Source organism: Halomonas sp. AOP30-A1-24, assembly GCF_052378165.1.
Classification (GTDB): domain Bacteria; phylum Pseudomonadota; class Gammaproteobacteria; order Pseudomonadales; family Halomonadaceae; genus Vreelandella; species Vreelandella citrativorans.
The window spans coordinates 43,283-58,985 of sequence record NZ_JBQSXL010000015.1 but is presented as its reverse complement, the minus strand read 5'-3'; the positions used below and the strand labels follow the sequence as shown (position 1 = coordinate 58,985).

The 15,703-nt window shown below is 54.9% G+C and carries 15 protein-coding genes; 6 read left to right on the top strand and 9 right to left on the bottom strand.

Annotated features, from left to right (window positions below; genetic code table 11):
* The first annotated feature begins 80 nt into the window (after nucleotides 1-80).
* Nucleotides 81-1,679 carry an L-aspartate oxidase gene (nadB, locus tag ACT3TJ_RS10260; protein WP_193057108.1) on the top strand — a complete coding sequence of 533 codons (1,599 nt, stop codon included), beginning with the start codon at nucleotides 81-83 and terminating at the stop codon, nucleotides 1,677-1,679.
* Here the strand turns inward: nadB and ACT3TJ_RS10255 are convergent.
* The gene (locus ACT3TJ_RS10255) at nucleotides 1,656-2,054 is read right to left on the bottom strand and encodes a hypothetical protein (RefSeq protein ID WP_226912177.1); all 399 of its coding nucleotides are present in this window, start codon (nucleotides 2,052-2,054) and stop codon (nucleotides 1,656-1,658) included. The genes nadB and ACT3TJ_RS10255 overlap by 24 nt on opposite strands.
* Nucleotides 2,014-2,307: an FAD assembly factor SdhE gene (locus ACT3TJ_RS10250; RefSeq protein ID WP_087106665.1), complete on the bottom strand. Its 294-nt coding sequence runs from the start codon at nucleotides 2,305-2,307 to the stop codon at nucleotides 2,014-2,016. Before ACT3TJ_RS10250 ends, ACT3TJ_RS10255 begins: the two co-directional genes overlap by 41 nt.
* Before the next feature lie 213 nt (nucleotides 2,308-2,520).
* On the opposite strand from ACT3TJ_RS10250, the gene ACT3TJ_RS10245 reads away from it, so the two are divergent.
* The 3 genes from ACT3TJ_RS10245 (at nucleotide 2,521) to lapB (ending at nucleotide 4,435) form a co-directional block, all read left to right on the top strand.
* On the top strand, nucleotides 2,521-2,817 hold the full coding sequence (locus ACT3TJ_RS10245; RefSeq protein WP_172117076.1) for an integration host factor subunit beta: 297 nt from the start codon (nucleotides 2,521-2,523) through the stop codon (nucleotides 2,815-2,817).
* 112 nt (nucleotides 2,818-2,929) lie between these two features.
* On the top strand, nucleotides 2,930-3,235 hold the full coding sequence (locus ACT3TJ_RS10240; protein ID WP_087106669.1) for a lipopolysaccharide assembly protein LapA domain-containing protein: 306 nt from the start codon (nucleotides 2,930-2,932) through the stop codon (nucleotides 3,233-3,235).
* Nucleotides 3,236-4,435: a lipopolysaccharide assembly protein LapB gene (lapB, locus tag ACT3TJ_RS10235; RefSeq protein ID WP_193057107.1), complete on the top strand. Its 1,200-nt coding sequence runs from the start codon at nucleotides 3,236-3,238 to the stop codon at nucleotides 4,433-4,435.
* A 22-nt stretch (nucleotides 4,436-4,457) separates the two neighbouring features.
* Here lapB and pyrF read toward each other — a convergent pair whose 3' ends face one another.
* Nucleotides 4,458-5,150, bottom strand: coding sequence for an orotidine-5'-phosphate decarboxylase (gene pyrF / locus ACT3TJ_RS10230; protein ID WP_193057106.1), 693 nt, complete (start codon nucleotides 5,148-5,150; stop codon nucleotides 4,458-4,460).
* 216 nt (nucleotides 5,151-5,366) lie between these two features.
* Here pyrF and ACT3TJ_RS10225 point away from each other — a divergent pair, with 216 nt between their 5' ends.
* Nucleotides 5,367-5,651, top strand: coding sequence for a ComEA family DNA-binding protein (locus tag ACT3TJ_RS10225; RefSeq protein ID WP_172117079.1), 285 nt, complete (start codon nucleotides 5,367-5,369; stop codon nucleotides 5,649-5,651).
* Between the two features lie 165 nt (nucleotides 5,652-5,816).
* Here the strand turns inward: ACT3TJ_RS10225 and prpD are convergent, their stop codons facing one another.
* The 6 genes from prpD to ACT3TJ_RS10195 form a co-directional block, all read right to left on the bottom strand.
* Nucleotides 5,817-7,301, bottom strand: a complete 1,485-nt coding sequence (gene prpD, locus ACT3TJ_RS10220) for a 2-methylcitrate dehydratase (protein WP_193057105.1) — start codon at nucleotides 7,299-7,301, stop codon at nucleotides 5,817-5,819.
* A 28-nt stretch (nucleotides 7,302-7,329) separates the two neighbouring features.
* The gene (prpF, locus tag ACT3TJ_RS10215; protein WP_193057104.1) at nucleotides 7,330-8,526 is read right to left on the bottom strand and encodes a 2-methylaconitate cis-trans isomerase PrpF; all 1,197 of its coding nucleotides are present in this window, start codon (nucleotides 8,524-8,526) and stop codon (nucleotides 7,330-7,332) included.
* A 29-nt stretch (nucleotides 8,527-8,555) separates the two neighbouring features.
* Nucleotides 8,556-11,165, bottom strand: a complete 2,610-nt coding sequence (gene acnD, locus ACT3TJ_RS10210) for a Fe/S-dependent 2-methylisocitrate dehydratase AcnD (protein WP_193057103.1) — start codon at nucleotides 11,163-11,165, stop codon at nucleotides 8,556-8,558.
* Between the two features lie 68 nt (nucleotides 11,166-11,233).
* A complete protein-coding gene (gene prpC, locus ACT3TJ_RS10205) occupies nucleotides 11,234-12,361 on the bottom strand; it encodes a bifunctional 2-methylcitrate synthase/citrate synthase (RefSeq protein WP_193057102.1) in 1,128 nt (375 codons plus the stop codon).
* Nucleotides 12,362-12,431: 70 nt separating this feature from the next.
* Nucleotides 12,432-13,325: a methylisocitrate lyase gene (prpB, locus tag ACT3TJ_RS10200; RefSeq protein WP_087106685.1), complete on the bottom strand. Its 894-nt coding sequence runs from the start codon at nucleotides 13,323-13,325 to the stop codon at nucleotides 12,432-12,434.
* Complete coding sequence (locus ACT3TJ_RS10195; protein WP_193057101.1) at nucleotides 13,325-14,098, bottom strand: GntR family transcriptional regulator; 774 nt, start codon at nucleotides 14,096-14,098, stop codon at nucleotides 13,325-13,327. Before ACT3TJ_RS10195 ends, prpB begins: the two co-directional genes overlap by 1 nt.
* A 233-nt stretch (nucleotides 14,099-14,331) precedes the next feature.
* Between ACT3TJ_RS10195 and pabB the strand changes: the two genes are divergently transcribed.
* Nucleotides 14,332-15,702, top strand: a complete 1,371-nt coding sequence (gene pabB / locus ACT3TJ_RS10190; RefSeq protein WP_193057100.1) for an aminodeoxychorismate synthase component I — start codon at nucleotides 14,332-14,334, stop codon at nucleotides 15,700-15,702.
* The last annotated feature ends 1 nt before the right edge of the window (nucleotide 15,703 follow it).

Below are 15,703 nucleotides of genomic sequence, written 5' to 3'. Positions count from 1 at the left end.
CGTCAACGACTAATGACTACGCGATGCGCTTACCTTTTATGCGCCATAGCGCCAGATAGCAAAAACAAGGAGCGGGCCGCATGAGCACGCCAACAACGGATGTATTAATTATTGGCGGCGGCGTCGCCGGGTTAACCCTCGCCCTGGACATTGCCGACCACCTGTCGGTGACGCTGGTAAATCCAGCCCACAATGATAAAGGCGCCAGCCGATGGGCCCAGGGTGGCATTGCAGCGGTGCTCTCCCCCGAAGACAACCTGGAAGCGCATATTCGTGACACACTTGTCGCTGGTGACGGGTTATGTGATGAGCAGGCTGTACGTTTTACCGTTACCCACGGCCCGACGGCTATCCAATGGTTAATTGATCAAGGGGTACACTTTACCCCGGACCCCGCCCCTGACGCTTGCTACCCGTATCACCTGACCCGTGAAGGCGGCCATAACGCCCGGCGTATTATTCATGCTGACGATGCCACGGGACGCGCCGTTGTAGATACCCTGCAAGACAAAGTCGCCGCGCATGCCAATATTACCCTGCGCCGCGATATCACTATTTTAGGGTTACTCCAAAACTGCCACGGGCACTGCACAGGTGCCTATGGCATCGATACAGAGCGACAACGGCAAACACTCACCGCGACTTACACCACGCTAGCCACCGGGGGCGCTAGCGGCCTTTATCGCCATACCACAACCCCTACCCCCGGTAGCGGCGAAGGCATGATGATGGCTGCGGAGCTTGGCGCGCGATTAATGAATCTGGAGTTTCAGCAGTTTCACCCGACCAGCCTGTATGATCCTGACGGCCCCGCGTTTTTAATTAGCGAAGCCGTACGTGGCGAAGGTGGTTACTTGCTCAATGAAGCCGGTGAGCGGTTTATGCCAGCCATTGATCCTCGCGCAGAACTTGCTCCCAGGGACGTTGTTGCGCGAGCCATCGATGCTCAAATTCAGCAAAGCACCCAAGGGCACGTATGGCTGGATATCCGCCACCTTGGTGAAAAAGCCATTCACCACCACTTCCCAACCATTTTGGCACACTGCGCCTCACGCGGGATTGATATCATCCAGCAACCGATCCCCGTCGTCCCCGCCGCCCACTATAGCTGCGGGGGCATTGCCACCGATCATCAGGGCGCGACAGGCATACCGGGGCTTTATGCAGTCGGTGAAGCTGCCTGTACCGGCCTACATGGTGCCAACCGCATGGCCAGCAACTCACTGCTGGAGTGTCTGGTGTATGCGCGTAGCTGTGCAAGCGCGCTTCGAGAACAACATCTCAACGAATGGCACGCGCCGCCCATTACGCCCCTACCACCGTCCGCCCGGTTATTAAGCGTTGAAGAGCAGGACCTACTGGCTCAATGGCGCCACGAGCTACGAACCACGATGAGCCAACAGGTGTCGATTGTACGTAGCAACTCAGGATTGGCTGCCGCCCATGAGCAGTTGGCGTTATTGGATAAGCGTTTGGAACGCTTAGGAGCCGGCCAGTTTCAACCTGAGTACATGCAGTTACGTCAAGCAATCAGGCTGGCTCAGCTAACCGTTATCGCCGCATTGAAACGGCATGAATCACGCGGGTTACATTACTCTATGGATTGGCCGTCTCACCTTCCCGCCCCTGCGATTTCTTGTTTAACGCTAGCGGATTTAATGCCCGGCACGGTGGTATAAGCGGCGCAACAAACGGTGATGATGACGAGAGAAACTATCGGGCCACAGCCAGAGCCGCTGTGGCCCCACCCACAAGCCCACCAACCAAGGCCCCAGGTAATCACAGCGAACCACCACTTCATCGCTCAGCTCTCCATAGGGCTTTCGCCAACGGCCATAAATAGCCGTATCACGCTTGCTTAGATAAAGCACGCCATGGACTTGCCTATGGAGAGTACGCCACAGCAAAAGGCTGATGACAAAGGTAATGCCGCTGCCCACCCAAAGCCCCAATACCCAGTAGCTCAACGAACAGAGCCCCATCGCCAAACCCGAGTGAAGCAGGCCTGCCGTTTTAGAGGGTACGATAGGCAGAATTATCGGTGTTTTCTGCATGCTCAACGATCATTTTCACCATATGCTTTAACGCTGGGTCTTCAGGCCATTCACGGTGCATGAGCCAAACAAACAAGTCCTGGTCTTCTTCTTCAATTAGGCGCTGATAAGTCAACTGCTCCTCTTCGCTAAGTGTGTCAAAGCGTTTTTCTAAAAACGGGATCAGCAACAGATCAAGCTCCCACATACCGCGACGCGAATGCCAGTAGAGTCGCTTACGTAGCACGGCTGCTGGGGATGTATCGTCGTTCAAGGTCAGCCTCTTTCATTGGTAAAAATGAAGCGTCAGTATACCTAAGCTAAAGGGTCGCGCCAGCGCCAAGCTTCGCCTATGCTGTTATTCAGTCTAGTACCTTGTTTTATCTGAATTGTTTAATATCAATTTGCACAGTATGCTGAATTCGAGGTTATCAAGGTCAGCCGCTATTATTAACGGCAGCCTTCACCGTTTACAGGGAGCCAACCGATGACAAAATCTGAACTAATCGAACAAATCGCGATGCGTCAACCGGAGCTATCCGCCAAAGAAGTCGAGACGGCGGTACGTATTATACTGGATGATATGACGGACGCTCTTTCCAGCGGCGGTCGTGTGGAAATACGTGGCTTTGGCAGTTTCTCACTGCATTTCCGTGAGCCGCGTACTGGCCGTAACCCCAAAACGGGCGATCCGGTCGAGCTGGACGGTAAATATGTACCGCACTTTAAGCCCGGCAAAGAGCTGCGCGAACAGGTAGATGCCAGCCGTGCGCTGGGTTACTAACACAGAGCCCGAAGCCGCCATACTTTGATAATCTGTGACTGTGGGATGACGTCGCGCCAAGACTCATACACAATAGGGTCATACTGCGAACGTCACTGACTAGGAAACTCTCATGCGTTGGATTAAAGGGCTGATTCTCGCCATTATTTTGCTGGTTGTTCTACTGGTAGGCATCTTGTTTGCCGTCAACAATCAGCAAACCATTGCCTTGAATCTGATCTGGGTTGAACTCCCCCCCATCACACTCTCGGTATGGCTGCTGGCGACATTAACGTTTGGCGTCATACTCGGCATGCTCGCAATGATGGGGGTATACGTACGATTGAAAGCACGTCTTGCACGCAGCGAGCGCCATAACAAACAGCAGCGCAAAGAGCTTGATCGTTTACGCACCCAGGAGTTTAAGGAACTAGCGTAAATGCATGATGTCATGCTGCTAGGGCTAATATTGGTAGCGATTGCCATAGGCTTCGGGCTAGGCATTCGATACGCTGCCCAGCACCACCGGCGAGCGCCAACAGCGCCGCCTTCTCAACTGTCGCGCGAATATTTCGTTGGGTTAAATTACCTGCTGAATGAGCAACCCGATGAAGCCATTAACACGTTTATCAGTGCACTTGATGTTAATAGCGATACGGTAGATACCCATATCGCGCTGGGTAAGCTCTTTCGCACGCGTGGCGAGGCAGACAAAGCCGTCAGTATTCACCAAAACCTGCTTGCACGCCCGGCCCTATCGCATGGCACCAACGAACGCATCCAGCTTGAGCTTGCGCGCGATTTTATAGCGCTAGGTGTTCATGACCGTGCCCAGAGACTGCTGCACTCGCTGCTTGAGCAATCCACCGACGATGATCGCCGCTATGCGGCCAAGCAGCTACTGGTGGATCTTCTGGAGCGCGAAAAGGAGTGGCAAACCGCTTTAGAGGTAATCCAGCCCCTGCTAAAGCAGCACCCAGGTATGCGGCGCCCAGCGTCACACTGGCTATGTGAGCTGGCCATAGAAGAGATTCAACAATCCAGCCGTGCGCTCGCGAAAAAGCATCTAAAAAAAGCCTTGCTGCTGGATGAACGTTGCATTCGCGCCACACTACTGTTGGCGGATCTTGAGATGGATAACGGCCACTATGGCCGCGCGATAGAACGTCTTGACCATATTCCTGAACAGGATGCCGCGCATATCCCAACCATGCTGCCAACCCTTCAGCGGGCCTATGCGCGTAACGACGATATAGCAGGTCTGGAGAAGCACTTATACCGTCTACTGGGCCAGGCACCTTACACCAGCGTTATCGTGATGCTCGGCGAGCTTATTCACCAGCGGGATGGCGTGGATACCGCCATTGAGTTAACCGGAAACTGGCTACGTGATGCGCCGAGCCTTGGCGGGTTGGACTATCTGCTGGATCTGTATGTCGAAAGCCAGAAGCTAAGTGGAAGAGCGGCGCCGGACACTCGCTTATCACTGCTTAAATACCACACGGATGCGCTTTTAAAAGATCGTCCACGCCATCAATGCAGGCGCTGTGGTTTTACAAGTGATGCCCTTGCCTGGCAGTGCCCCAGCTGCCGCCGCTGGGGCACTACCAAGCCGATTACCGGCGTAGAGGGCGAGTAAGCAAACCCGCACACATATCGTGCTACTGAAGCTCTGCTTCGATAGCCGCCAGCGCCGCCATGGGGTCAGACGCCTGAGTAACAGGCCGCCCTATCACCAAATGTGTACTCCCTGCCTGCATCGCTTCGCTCGGCGTCATAATACGCTGCTGATCGTTAGCGGCGGCAAAACTCGGCCGAATACCAGGCGTTACTTTTAAAAACGACTCACCACACACGGCCTTTAAATGTGACGCCTCTTGGGCTGAGCATACAACGCCGTGCAGGCCGCTTTGCTGGGTCAACAGCGCCAAGCGCTCCACCTGTTCGGCGGGTGAAACGTTTAACCCCACTTCGCACAGGTCGCTTTCCTGGAGGCTGGTTAATACGGTAACAGCGATAAGGTGCGTGTCTAAACCTTGACTAACCAAACGCTCGGCGGCTGCTTCCATCATCTTGCGGCCACCGCTGGCGTGCACATTCACCATCCAGACGCCTTGCTCTGCTGCGGCCTGAACAGCCCCCGCCACCGTATTGGGAATATCATGAAACTTGAGGTCAAGGAACACGTCGAACCCGCGCCCATGCAGCGCTTCAAGGATAGCCGGGCCGCTGCGGGTATAAAGCTCTTTACCTACTTTTAAACGACACCGGGCGGGGTCTAGCTGGTCCGCCATGCACAAGGCGGCGTCAAGTGACGGGTAATCAAGCGCGATAATCAACGGGGATTCAGACACAACACTACTCCATACGCATTTTTAAGCATTATATCAGTCCAACACGACCCGCTTGTAAGCTATTTGCTAACCAGTACAAGCGAAAATCCTACAAACAGTGTCCTACATCACTGACAACAATAGGATAGCGAACGCGTTAAGTTAGTTAAGGCACCCGTTAGCACAGTGCCTGGTTATGCTACTTTTCTTTATCGACAAGAAGGAACAATACGCGTAATGAACATGACATTAAAAAGCTTGTTTGCCGCCCTGTTACTTAGTTTAAGTCTGGGATTATCCAGTAGCGCACTGGCTCAAGCCGTCGCGCCTATCAATGTTAATACCGCCAACGCCGAGCTGTTGAGCGAGCTTCCCGGCATTGGGCCAAGCCGCGCTACCGCCATTATCGAAGAGCGTGATACCAAGGGAGAATTTGCAAGTATTGATGATTTAACGCGCGTCAGCGGCATCGGCGCAGCAACCGTAGATCGCATGCGCGACCAAATCGTACTCGAAGACTAAGCCCTGCAGTAAGCCTTGCGACATAGCAGGATTACTATTGCCCGGCGGCAGCACAGCTGCTGTTTGCCGGGCAAGTGTTTATCACATACCCAACATTGAAAAGCTCACCTAACGACTCCTCTCTCTTCCGCATTACTGCCCGTGACCTCGTGACTAGGCAAACTTTTAAATCATCCAAAGTGACATGAATTGATCCACCGGCATTGCTTCAAGCGTCGCTTGGTTACCGCAGAGCTGGCTAATCTTTTCGCAGCGAAATGCAGGGAAACGGGTGGCGAGATGGCGCTCAAACTTATCGACCAATAGCGGCATTCCCTCTTCTCGACGTCGCTGATGGCCTATCGGATACTCCACTGCAACTTTGTCTGTTGCACTACCATCACGGAAAAAGACCTGTACCGCATTCGCGATAGAGCGCTTCTGCGGGTCGTGGTAATCCGCTGAATAGTCGCTATTCTCCTCGACCACCATTTTGTCGCGCAGTACATCAATTAGCGGATGAGCCGCATGAAAGCTGTCTTCATAGTGCTCGGCGGTAAGCGAGCCAAAGATAAGCGGCACGGCCGTCATGTATTGCAGGCAGTGATCGCGGTCAGCGGGGTTAGCCAACGCTCCGGTTTTGGAAATTATCCGAATCGCTGAATCATGTGTGGTAACCACAACGCGCTCAATATCAGCCAAGCGCTCTTTTACCTGAGCGTGCAGAAGCACGGCCGCTTCGCAGGCGGTTTGAGCATGGAACTCCGCCGGGAAAGCAATTTTGAATAAAATGTTTTCCATAACATAGCACCCAAACTCACGCTGAAAACGCAGGCGCCGCTCTGCTTCAGGTTTAAGGCTCAGGTCTTTATTACTATGGCTAAAGGACACATCGTAAACCCCCCATTGCGGTGCGCTGAGCGCGCTGGGAATACCCATCTCGCCGCGTAATGCCATATCTGCCAGACGAACGCCTCGGGAAGTGGCATCGCCAGCCGCCCAGCTTTTGCGCGACCCGGCATTGGGTGCATGTCGGTAGGTGCGCAAGCTCTGGCCGTCTACCCACGCATGGGAAAGCGCGGCCAGCAACTGCTCGCGCGTAGCGCCCATTAGCTTGGCAACCACCGCCGTCGAAGCCACTTTCACCAACAGTACATGATCCAGCCCCACCCTGTTGAAGCTGTTTTCCAGGGCCAGCACTCCCTGAATTTCATGCGCCATGATCATGGCGTTCAACACATCACGCATCGTCAGTGGCGCATCCCCCTGGGCAACCCGCTTTTGCGACAGGTGATCGGCAACCGCCAGGATGCCACCCAGGTTGTCAGAAGGATGCCCCCACTCGGCGGCAAGCCAGGTATCGTTATAATCCAGCCAGCGGATAGTTGCGCCGATATCCCAGGCCGCTTTTACCGGGTCAAGGCGTAGCGAAGTGCCCGGCACACGCGCCCCAAATGGAACCAGGGTACCTTCTACCAGCGGGCCAAGATGCTTGGTGCACTCTGGAAAACGCAGCGCCAGAAGCCCACAGCCCAACGTATCCATTAAGCAGTAACGAGCCGTAGACAGTGCCGCCGGCGAGGGAGTATCAAAGCTCAGCACATAATCAGCGATTAGCTGTAGCTCATCATCGTATTCTGGCCGCTCGTTTATCTCCGCTGTGACATTCATGGAGTCGCCTCCCGATCAATGCAGTGAGTTAAAAGCTGTCGCCTGGTACGCGTACCGCACCTTCCATTAGCACGCGTGCGCTGCGGCTCATAATGGCCTGATCAATCTGCCAGTGCCCGTCAACCAGGTTGGCCTCTGCGCCAACGCGCAAACTGCCTGACGGGTGGCCAAACGTAACGGACTGACGCTTTCCGCCCCCGGCCGCCAAATTAACCAGCGTACCGTCTATCGCAGCGGCAGCAGCAATTGCCACGGCGGCAGTGCCCATCATGGCGTGATGCAATTTACCCATGGAAAACGCCCGCACCACCAGATCGATATTGTCAGCGTTAACGGTCTGACCGCTCGAGGAAACATAATCAGCTGGCGGCCCAACAAACGCTACCTTGGGCGTATGTTGGCGGCTCGCAGCCTCACTGACATCCCCTATCAACCCCATACGTACAGCACCATGGGCACGGATAGTCTCAAACATGCTTAATGCTTTACCGTCGCCATTGATGGCGTTTTGCAGCTCGGTACCGCGGTAACCAATATCAGCGGCATTAATAAACACCGTGGGGATACCTGCATTGATAAGGGTAGCTTTCAGAACCCCCACACCCGGCACATTCAGGTCATCCACCAGGTTGCCGGTGGGAAAAGTCGCCCCCTCGCCGTCAGCCGGGTCCATAAAGGCCACGGGAATCTCGGCGGCGGGAAAGGTCACGCCATCCAACTCGAAATCGCCGGTCTCCTGAACCTCCCCATTCACGATGGGCACCTGCGATACGATAGTTTTCTGGATATTGACCTGCCAGATTCTCACCTCGACCACACCGTTTTCAGGCAGACGTGCCGGATCAACCAGCCCGTTCGCTACGGCAAATGGGCCTACCGCCGCCGAAAGATTGCCGCAGTTGCCGCTCCAATCCACGTAGGGCTTATCGATGGATACTTGGCCAAACACATAGTCCACATCGTGATCAGGCGAATGGCTTTTGGAAAGAATGACCGTTTTACTGGTGCTTGAGGTCGCGCCGCCCATACCGTCAATCTGTTTTTCGTACGGGTCGGGGCTTCCAATCACACGCAGCAGCAGCTTGTCACGCGCCTCTCCCGGCACCTGAGCAGCCTGGGGTAAATCGCTTAATTTAAAAAACACGCCTTTGCTGGTGCCGCCACGCATATAGGTGGCGGGGATTTTTATTTGCGGCACATGGCGGGCGTTGGCGACATCAGTCATCTTGTTCACTCCGAAAAATAACCCGGCACTTACGCAGCCGTTGACTCGAGGAAGTCCTGGGCAAAGCGCTGCAGCACACCACCGGCGGCGTAAATTGATACTTCCTCGGCGGTATCCAGGCGGCATTTGACCGCTACGCGCTCGCTGCCCCCGTTTTGACGATGGATCACCAGCGTAAGCATCGCGCCCGGCGAAACAGCCCCCTCAATATCAAAGGTTTCGGTGCCATCCAGGCCTAATGTCGTGCGCGTGGTTCCCGGCTCAAACTCTAGCGGCATTACGCCCATACCAATCAGGTTTGTGCGATGAATACGCTCAAACCCTTCAGCAGCAATGGCTTCCACACCCGCGAGCGCCACCCCTTTGGCAGCCCAGTCTCTTGATGAGCCTTGGCCATAATCGGCGCCAGCAATAATGATCAGCGGCTGCTTACGCGCCATGTAGGTTTCGATAGCTTCCCACATGCGGGTCACTTCCCCTTCAGGTTCGACCCGCGCCAGCGATCCCTGAACGACATTGCCTTCTTCATCGCGGACCATTTCGTTAAACAGCTTGGGATTGGCAAAGGTAGCGCGCTGGGCGGTGAGGTGATCACCGCGATGAGTCGCATAGGAGTTGAAGTCCTCCTCCGGCAGGCCCATTTTCGCCAGGTACTCACCCGCCGCGCTGTTAAGCTGAATGGCGTTGGAAGGCGATAGGTGATCGGTGGTGATATTGTCCGGCAAGATGGCCAGCGGGCGCATGCCTTTCAAGGTACGCTCTTTCGCCATATTGCCCTCCCAGTAAGGTGGGCGACGAATGTAGGTACTCTGGGGGCGCCAGTCATATAGCGGATTAACCTGGGCACGCGCGCTTTTATCAATATCGAACATGGGGATATAGGTCTGGCGGAACTGCTCGGGCTTCACAGAGGATTTCACAATAGCGTCGATCTCTTCATCCGCTGGCCAGATATCCTTCAAGGTAACGGGATTCCCCGCCTGGTCGATCCCCAGCACGTCTTTTTCAATATCAAAGCGAATAGTGCCTGCAATGGCGTAAGCAACCACTAATGGCGGCGAGGCCAAAAAGGCCTGCTGGGCGTAGGGGTGAATCCGCCCATCAAAGTTGCGGTTACCGGAAAGCACTGCCGTGGCGTAAAGGTCCCGGTCGATAATTTCCTGCTGAATAACAGGGTCAAGCGCACCCGACATGCCGTTACAGGTGGTGCACGCATAAGCCACCACGCCAAAACCCAGATCCTCCAGCTCATTCATCAAGCCGGCTTCTTCCAGGTACATCTTGACCGTTTTAGAACCGGGCGCCAGAGATGACTTTACCCAGGGTTTACGCAACAAGCCGAGCCGGTTGGCGTTGCGCGCAATTAACCCAGCCGCCACCATATTGCGCGGGTTGGACGTATTGGTGCAGCTGGTAATGGCGGCGATAATAACGGCGCCATCAGGCATTTTGCCCGCTTTCTCTTCTTCGCGCGCAGCATCGAGCCCTACCGCAATACCGCGCTGAGCCAGCTCGGAGGTCGGCAGGTGCGCATGTGGGTTGGAAGGCCCTGCCAACGTCCGCGCAACCGATGAAAGATCAAAGCTCAGCACCCGCTCGTACTCAACCTGTGTCAGGCTGTCCGCCCAAAGGCCGGTGTGCTTGGCATAGGTCTCTACCAGCGCCACCTGCTCATCTTCACGACCGGTGAGCTTCAAGTAATCGATGGTTTGGCTATCGATATAGAACATCGCCGCCGTCGCACCGTACTCGGGCGTCATGTTCGAAATCGTGGCGCGATCACCGACCGTCAGCGCATCGGCGCCTTCGCCATAAAATTCCAGATAGGCACCGACCACGCGCTCTTTACGCAGAAACTCGGTGATCGCCAGCACCATATCGGTGCCCGTGATTCCTGGCTGCAGCTTACCGGCCAGCTCTACCCCGACGATATCCGGCAAGCGCATCATGGAAGCGCGCCCAAGCATGACGCTTTCAGCCTCCAGGCCACCCACGCCGACTGAAATAACCCCGAGCGCGTCCACCATGGGGGTATGGCTATCGGTGCCCACGCAGGTATCAGGATAAGCAATGCCGTCCCGGTTCTGCACTACCGGCGACATTTTCTCCAGATTGATCTGGTGCATGATGCCGTTGCCAGGCGGGATAACATCAACGTTTTCAAAAGCCGTTTTGGTCCAGTTGATAAAGTGGAAGCGGTCATCGTTGCGCCGGTCTTCAATGGCGCGATTTTTTTCAAAAGCCCCCTCTTCAAAACCCGGATGCTCTACCGCCAACGAGTGGTCAACAATCAGTTGGGTGGGGACAACGGGATTGACCTTGGCCGGGTCACCGCCCTTCTCAGCGATGGCATCGCGCAGCCCGGCCAAATCAACCAGCGCCGTCTGGCCTAGAATATCGTGGCATACCACCCGCGCAGGATACCAAGGGAAGTCCAGGTCGCATCGGCGTTCAATGAGCTGCTTAAGGGCATCGGTGAGAAGCTCAGGATCACAGCGGCGTACCAATTGCTCTGCCAGCACGCGTGATGTGTAAGGGAGCGTGGCGTAGGCTCCTGGCTGAATATCCTCAACGGCTTGGCGCGCATTAAAGTAATCAAGCTCGGTGCCTGGCAGTGGCTGACGATATTGGCTATTCATAGCAAGCAAACTCATGAAAAGGGAGCTAAAAAAACGCCCGGCAAGCAAGCTGCCGGGCCGCACGCTGATTAATCACGCGCCTCAATGGGGACCCATTCGCTTTTTTCAGGACCGATGTAGTCGGCGCTGGGACGGATAATCCGGTTATTGGCGCGCTGTTCAAAGACATGTGCGGCCCACCCCGTTAGCCGGGACATGACAAAAATTGGTGTGAACAGCTTGGTGGGGATATCCATAAAGTGATAGGCGCTGGCATGGAAGAAGTCTGCGTTACAGAACAGCTTTTTCTCACGCCACATCACTTCTTCGACCCTTTCAGATACGGGATAAAGCACCGTATCGCCTACGTCATCGGCAAGCTTTTTGGCCCACTGCTTGATGATCTCGTTGCGTGGATCAGACTCGCGATAAATCGCGTGGCCAAATCCCATAATTTTATCTTTGCGCTCAAGCATGCCCATGATCTGGCTTTCCGCTTCTTCTGGCGATTTCCAGTTTTCGATCATCGCCATGGCCGCTTCATTGGCACCGCCATGCAGCGGGCCACGCAGCGAACCGATGGCGCCGGTGACGCAAGAGTGCATATCAGAAAGCGTTGAGGCACACACCCGGGCGGTAAAGGTCGACGCATTAAACTCATGCTCAGCATATAAAATAAGCGATACGTTCATCACTCGCGCATGGAGCTCAGAGGCCGGCTCGCCACGCAGTAGATGCAAGAAATGCCCGCCAACCGATTCAGCGTCGGTTTGGGTGTCAATCCGCACTCCGTCATGAGAGTAGCGATACCAGTAGCAAATGATCGAAGGCAACACGGCCAACAGACGATCGGCAACGTCCTGCTGCTCGTCAAAACTCTCTTCGGTTTCCAGATTGCCCAGCATGGAGGTTCCAGTACGCATAACATCCATCGGGTGAGCATCTTTCGGAATTTGCTCAAGCACCGTTTTCAGCGCATCGGGCAACCCACGCAAGCCCTTTAATTTGCGGATGTAATCGTCAAGCTCTGCCTGATTGGGCAATTTACCTTTCAAGAGCAGGTACGCTACTTCTTCAAATTTAGCCTTTTCAGCCAGCTCTTTGATATCAAAGCCACGGTACGTTAGGCCCGAGCCAGTCTTTCCAACAGTACACAAGGCGGTAGTTCCCGCACTTTGTCCACGCAGCCCTGCTCCCGCTAGCGGTTTATCAGCCATGACGAGTCTCCTGGTGTGCTTATCGTTGTACCTATCATTAATTGCAGATGACAGTGTTGTCGTGCGCGCCTCATTGCGGCTCTTCACCCTTTTCGGCGAATAACGCATCCAGTTTCTGCTCGAAATCGTGATAGTTGAGGAAATCGTAGAGTTCATCGCGCGTCTGCATGGTGTTAACGACTTCTTTTTGATGGCCGTTATCCAGAATGCTTTGATAGACATTCAGGGCAGCAGCGTTCATCGCTCGAAACGCAGAGAGCGGGTAAAGCACCATGCGACAACCAACCTCGCCAAGCTCGGCTTGAGTAAAGAGCGGCGTCGCACCAAACTCAGTGATATTGGCCAGAATCGGGGCATCCACTCGCTCGCAGAATGCCTGGTAATCAGAAAGGGTGTATACGGCTTCAGCAAAGATGGCATCCGCACCGGCTTCAACGCAGGCATTGGCGCGCTCAATAGCCGCGTCCAGGCCCTCTTTTTGAAAAGCATCGGTGCGTGCAATCAGATAAAAATCGGGATCTATTCGGGCATCGGCGGCCGCTTTAATGCGATCAACCATCTCAGCCTGGGAAACAATTGCCTTGTTGGGTCGATGACCACAACGTTTTTGCGCCACCTGGTCCTCCAGATGAACGGCGGCGACGCCAGCACGCTGCATCTCTTTCACTGTACGGGCAATATTGAACGCGCCGCCCCATCCGGTATCAATATCCACCAGCAACGGCAGGTCCGTTGCACCACAGATACGGCGCGCATCCTCGGCGACATCGTTCATGCTGGTCATCCCTAAATCAGGCAGTCCAAACGAGGCATTTGCCACCCCACCGCCGGAAAGGTAGATCGCCTGATGGCCGACACGTTCAGCCATCATCGCCGTATACGCGTTAATAGTGCCTAAAATGGCCAGCGGGCGCTGGGCGTCAAGGGCGGCTTTAAAACGGGCGCCTGGGGTGAGCGTTGACATTAGCGTGTCTCCTGAAGGGTAGTGGCCTGCCGTTCCTCGGCAGGCTCAGATGATTGCTGTTTAAGAATCGCGGCATAACGGTCGGCAACATTGGCACGCGAGGCACTGACGTGGCGGCGCATTAATAGCTCAGCAAGTTCGGCGTCGCCTGCTTCAATGGCATCCACTATCCGGTGGTGCTCAACAAAGGCACGCTGCGGGCGCGTGCCGCTAGCACTAAACTGCGTACGATAAAGGCGCACCAGGTAATACAAGTCATTGCACAGCAGGCTCATTAGCATCTTGTTGTGGCTGCCTTGCACAATGCGGTAATGAAAGTCGAGATCACCCTCACGCTGATAGTAAGCTTCACCGCGTTGTAAATCGGCCTGCCCTTCGTGCAGTGCCAGCACATCACGAAGGCCTTGTATTTCCTCTGCCGACATGTGCTCCGCTGCTAGCCTTGCGGCCATGCTTTCCAACGCTTCGCGTACATCAAACAGCTCTATCAGCTCTTTCATAGAGAGCTTAACGACGCGTGCGCCGACGTGAGGTACGCGCTCAATCAAGCGATGAGACTCTAAACGCCGCATGGCTTCGCGAAGCGGACCACGAGAAATGCCGTACGTTTTTGAAAGCCCGGGCTCAGTGATTTTGCTGCCTGGCGCCAAGACGCCACGCACAATATCGCTTTGCAGTTGATGAAATACCCGCTCGGCTAGCGTGCGCACTTCAGGCGGCGCTATTTCAAGCGACGAATCAACAGAATAAGGGGCGCTAATGGATGAACTCATGGCGAATTGTCGACAATTAGGAAAGTGTTCAAACTTTAGCTGTGCGCCTTTCTAGCGTCAACCATAGAATACTGGCGATTTTATGCATCTTTGGTTGTAAGCAAAAAGTCTACCCCTCTCGCTAGTGTCAACAATCTCGCTAAAACCGTTTGAAGCACATCGATTAGATTGCTGGTGTCAGCCTTCAACGCCCTCTAAAATGAGCAGCCTTTTACCGGCGAGGCGTTTGCTCCATGACCACGGCATTGTCGATATTTACGCTGCCCTATTCTTCTGACCCGTTAGCGCTGTTTGATTCGCTTCGCCAACGCCCAGGTGCAGTACTTTTGGATAGTGGCCGCCCCGTCGCTCAAGGGCGCTACGATATTCTGAGCAGCGACCCCTTAGCGACGCTGGAAGTGGACGCCACAGGCAAGTCAGTGCTCACGAGTGAACAGCTCAATATAGCGGCTCTACCGCCAGGCGATTGCTTTGCTCAGCAGCAGTGGCTGTTAAATCAGCTACCGCACCAGGCTACAGAGGTTGATCAACACGCCTTACATAGCGAGCTGCCCTTTATGGGCGGGCTGATAGGCTACTGGGGCTATGACCTTGGGCGCTCGCTGGCGACCCACCAACAACCTCAGGTGACTCACCTACCTCAGGCGCGCCTGGGCCTTTATGACTGGTGCATCACCCTTGACCACGTAGCAAAGCGGGCGTGGCTGGTAGCCACCGCGCAGCGTCGAGAGCAGGTTCTAGAGTGGCTAGACCAGGCGCCGCCCAAACGCCCTCCTTTTGCCTTAACCGAACCCTTTCAAGCAGAGCTTAGCCAGAGCGATTACGCTGAACGCTTCAAAGCCGTTCAGCGCTATATTCTGGCGGGCGACTGTTATCAGATTAACCTCGCCCAGCGCTTTTCTGCTGCCTACCAGGGCGATGAATGGCAGGCCTATTTACGCTTACGCAACGCCACGCCCACACCGTTTTCAGGCTTCATGGCTTGGGGCCAACAGGCCGTCCTCTCTCTTTCACCCGAGCGGTTTATCAAAAGCAATAATGGCGCGGTTGAGGCTCGTCCTATAAAAGGCACCCGACCACGGGGCGCTACGGCTGCTGAGGATCTTGCCCTGGCCAATGATCTAACCAGCAGCCTTAAAGATCGTGCTGAAAACATCATGATCGTTGATTTACTGCGCAATGACCTGGGCCGTGTATGTAAGCCGGGCAGTATCAATGTGCCCCAACTCTGCAAGCTGGAAAGCTACCCTAATGTGCATCATCTGGTGAGCGTAGTGCGCGGACAGCTCGCGTCCGGCGCCTCCCCTCTTGCCTTATTGGCGGCGGCCTTTCCCGGCGGGTCGATTACCGGTGCGCCCAAGGTTCGCGCCATGCAGATTATCGCCGAGCTTGAGCCGTGTCAGCGCAGCGTGTACTGCGGAAGCATGGGATACGTTGATATACGTGGCAGCATGGACACCTCTATTACTATTCGTACGTTAGCGGCGGATGCCGGGAGGCTTCACGTGTGGGGCGGCGGTGGGCTGGTTGCCGACTCAGCACTTGAGGAAGAGTACGTGGAGACACTGGATAAAATTCGCCATCTTATTAAGGCACTGGAATAAC

Excerpts from the sequence above, each read along its gene's own strand:
- ACT3TJ_RS10255 (WP_226912177.1), bottom strand. The coding sequence starts at position 2,054 with ATGCAGAAAACACCGATAATTCTGCCTATCGTACCCTCTAAAACGGCA.
- ACT3TJ_RS10240 (WP_087106669.1), top strand. The coding sequence starts at position 2,930 with ATGCGTTGGATTAAAGGGCTGATTCTCGCCATTATTTTGCTGGTTGTT.
- pabB (WP_193057100.1), top strand. The coding sequence starts at position 14,332 with ATGACCACGGCATTGTCGATATTTACGCTGCCCTATTCTTCTGACCCG.
- ACT3TJ_RS10195 (WP_193057101.1), bottom strand. The coding sequence starts at position 14,098 with ATGAGTTCATCCATTAGCGCCCCTTATTCTGTTGATTCGTCGCTTGAA.
- nadB (WP_193057108.1), top strand. The coding sequence starts at position 81 with ATGAGCACGCCAACAACGGATGTATTAATTATTGGCGGCGGCGTCGCC.
- prpD (WP_193057105.1), bottom strand. The coding sequence starts at position 7,301 with ATGAATGTCACAGCGGAGATAAACGAGCGGCCAGAATACGATGATGAG.
- lapB (WP_193057107.1), top strand. The coding sequence starts at position 3,236 with ATGCATGATGTCATGCTGCTAGGGCTAATATTGGTAGCGATTGCCATA.
- acnD (WP_193057103.1), bottom strand. The coding sequence starts at position 11,165 with ATGAATAGCCAATATCGTCAGCCACTGCCAGGCACCGAGCTTGATTAC.
- prpF (WP_193057104.1), bottom strand. The coding sequence starts at position 8,526 with ATGACTGATGTCGCCAACGCCCGCCATGTGCCGCAAATAAAAATCCCC.
- ACT3TJ_RS10225 (WP_172117079.1), top strand. The coding sequence starts at position 5,367 with ATGAACATGACATTAAAAAGCTTGTTTGCCGCCCTGTTACTTAGTTTA.
- ACT3TJ_RS10245 (WP_172117076.1), top strand. The coding sequence starts at position 2,521 with ATGACAAAATCTGAACTAATCGAACAAATCGCGATGCGTCAACCGGAG.
- prpC (WP_193057102.1), bottom strand. The coding sequence starts at position 12,361 with ATGGCTGATAAACCGCTAGCGGGAGCAGGGCTGCGTGGACAAAGTGCG.
- prpB (WP_087106685.1), bottom strand. The coding sequence starts at position 13,325 with ATGTCAACGCTCACCCCAGGCGCCCGTTTTAAAGCCGCCCTTGACGCC.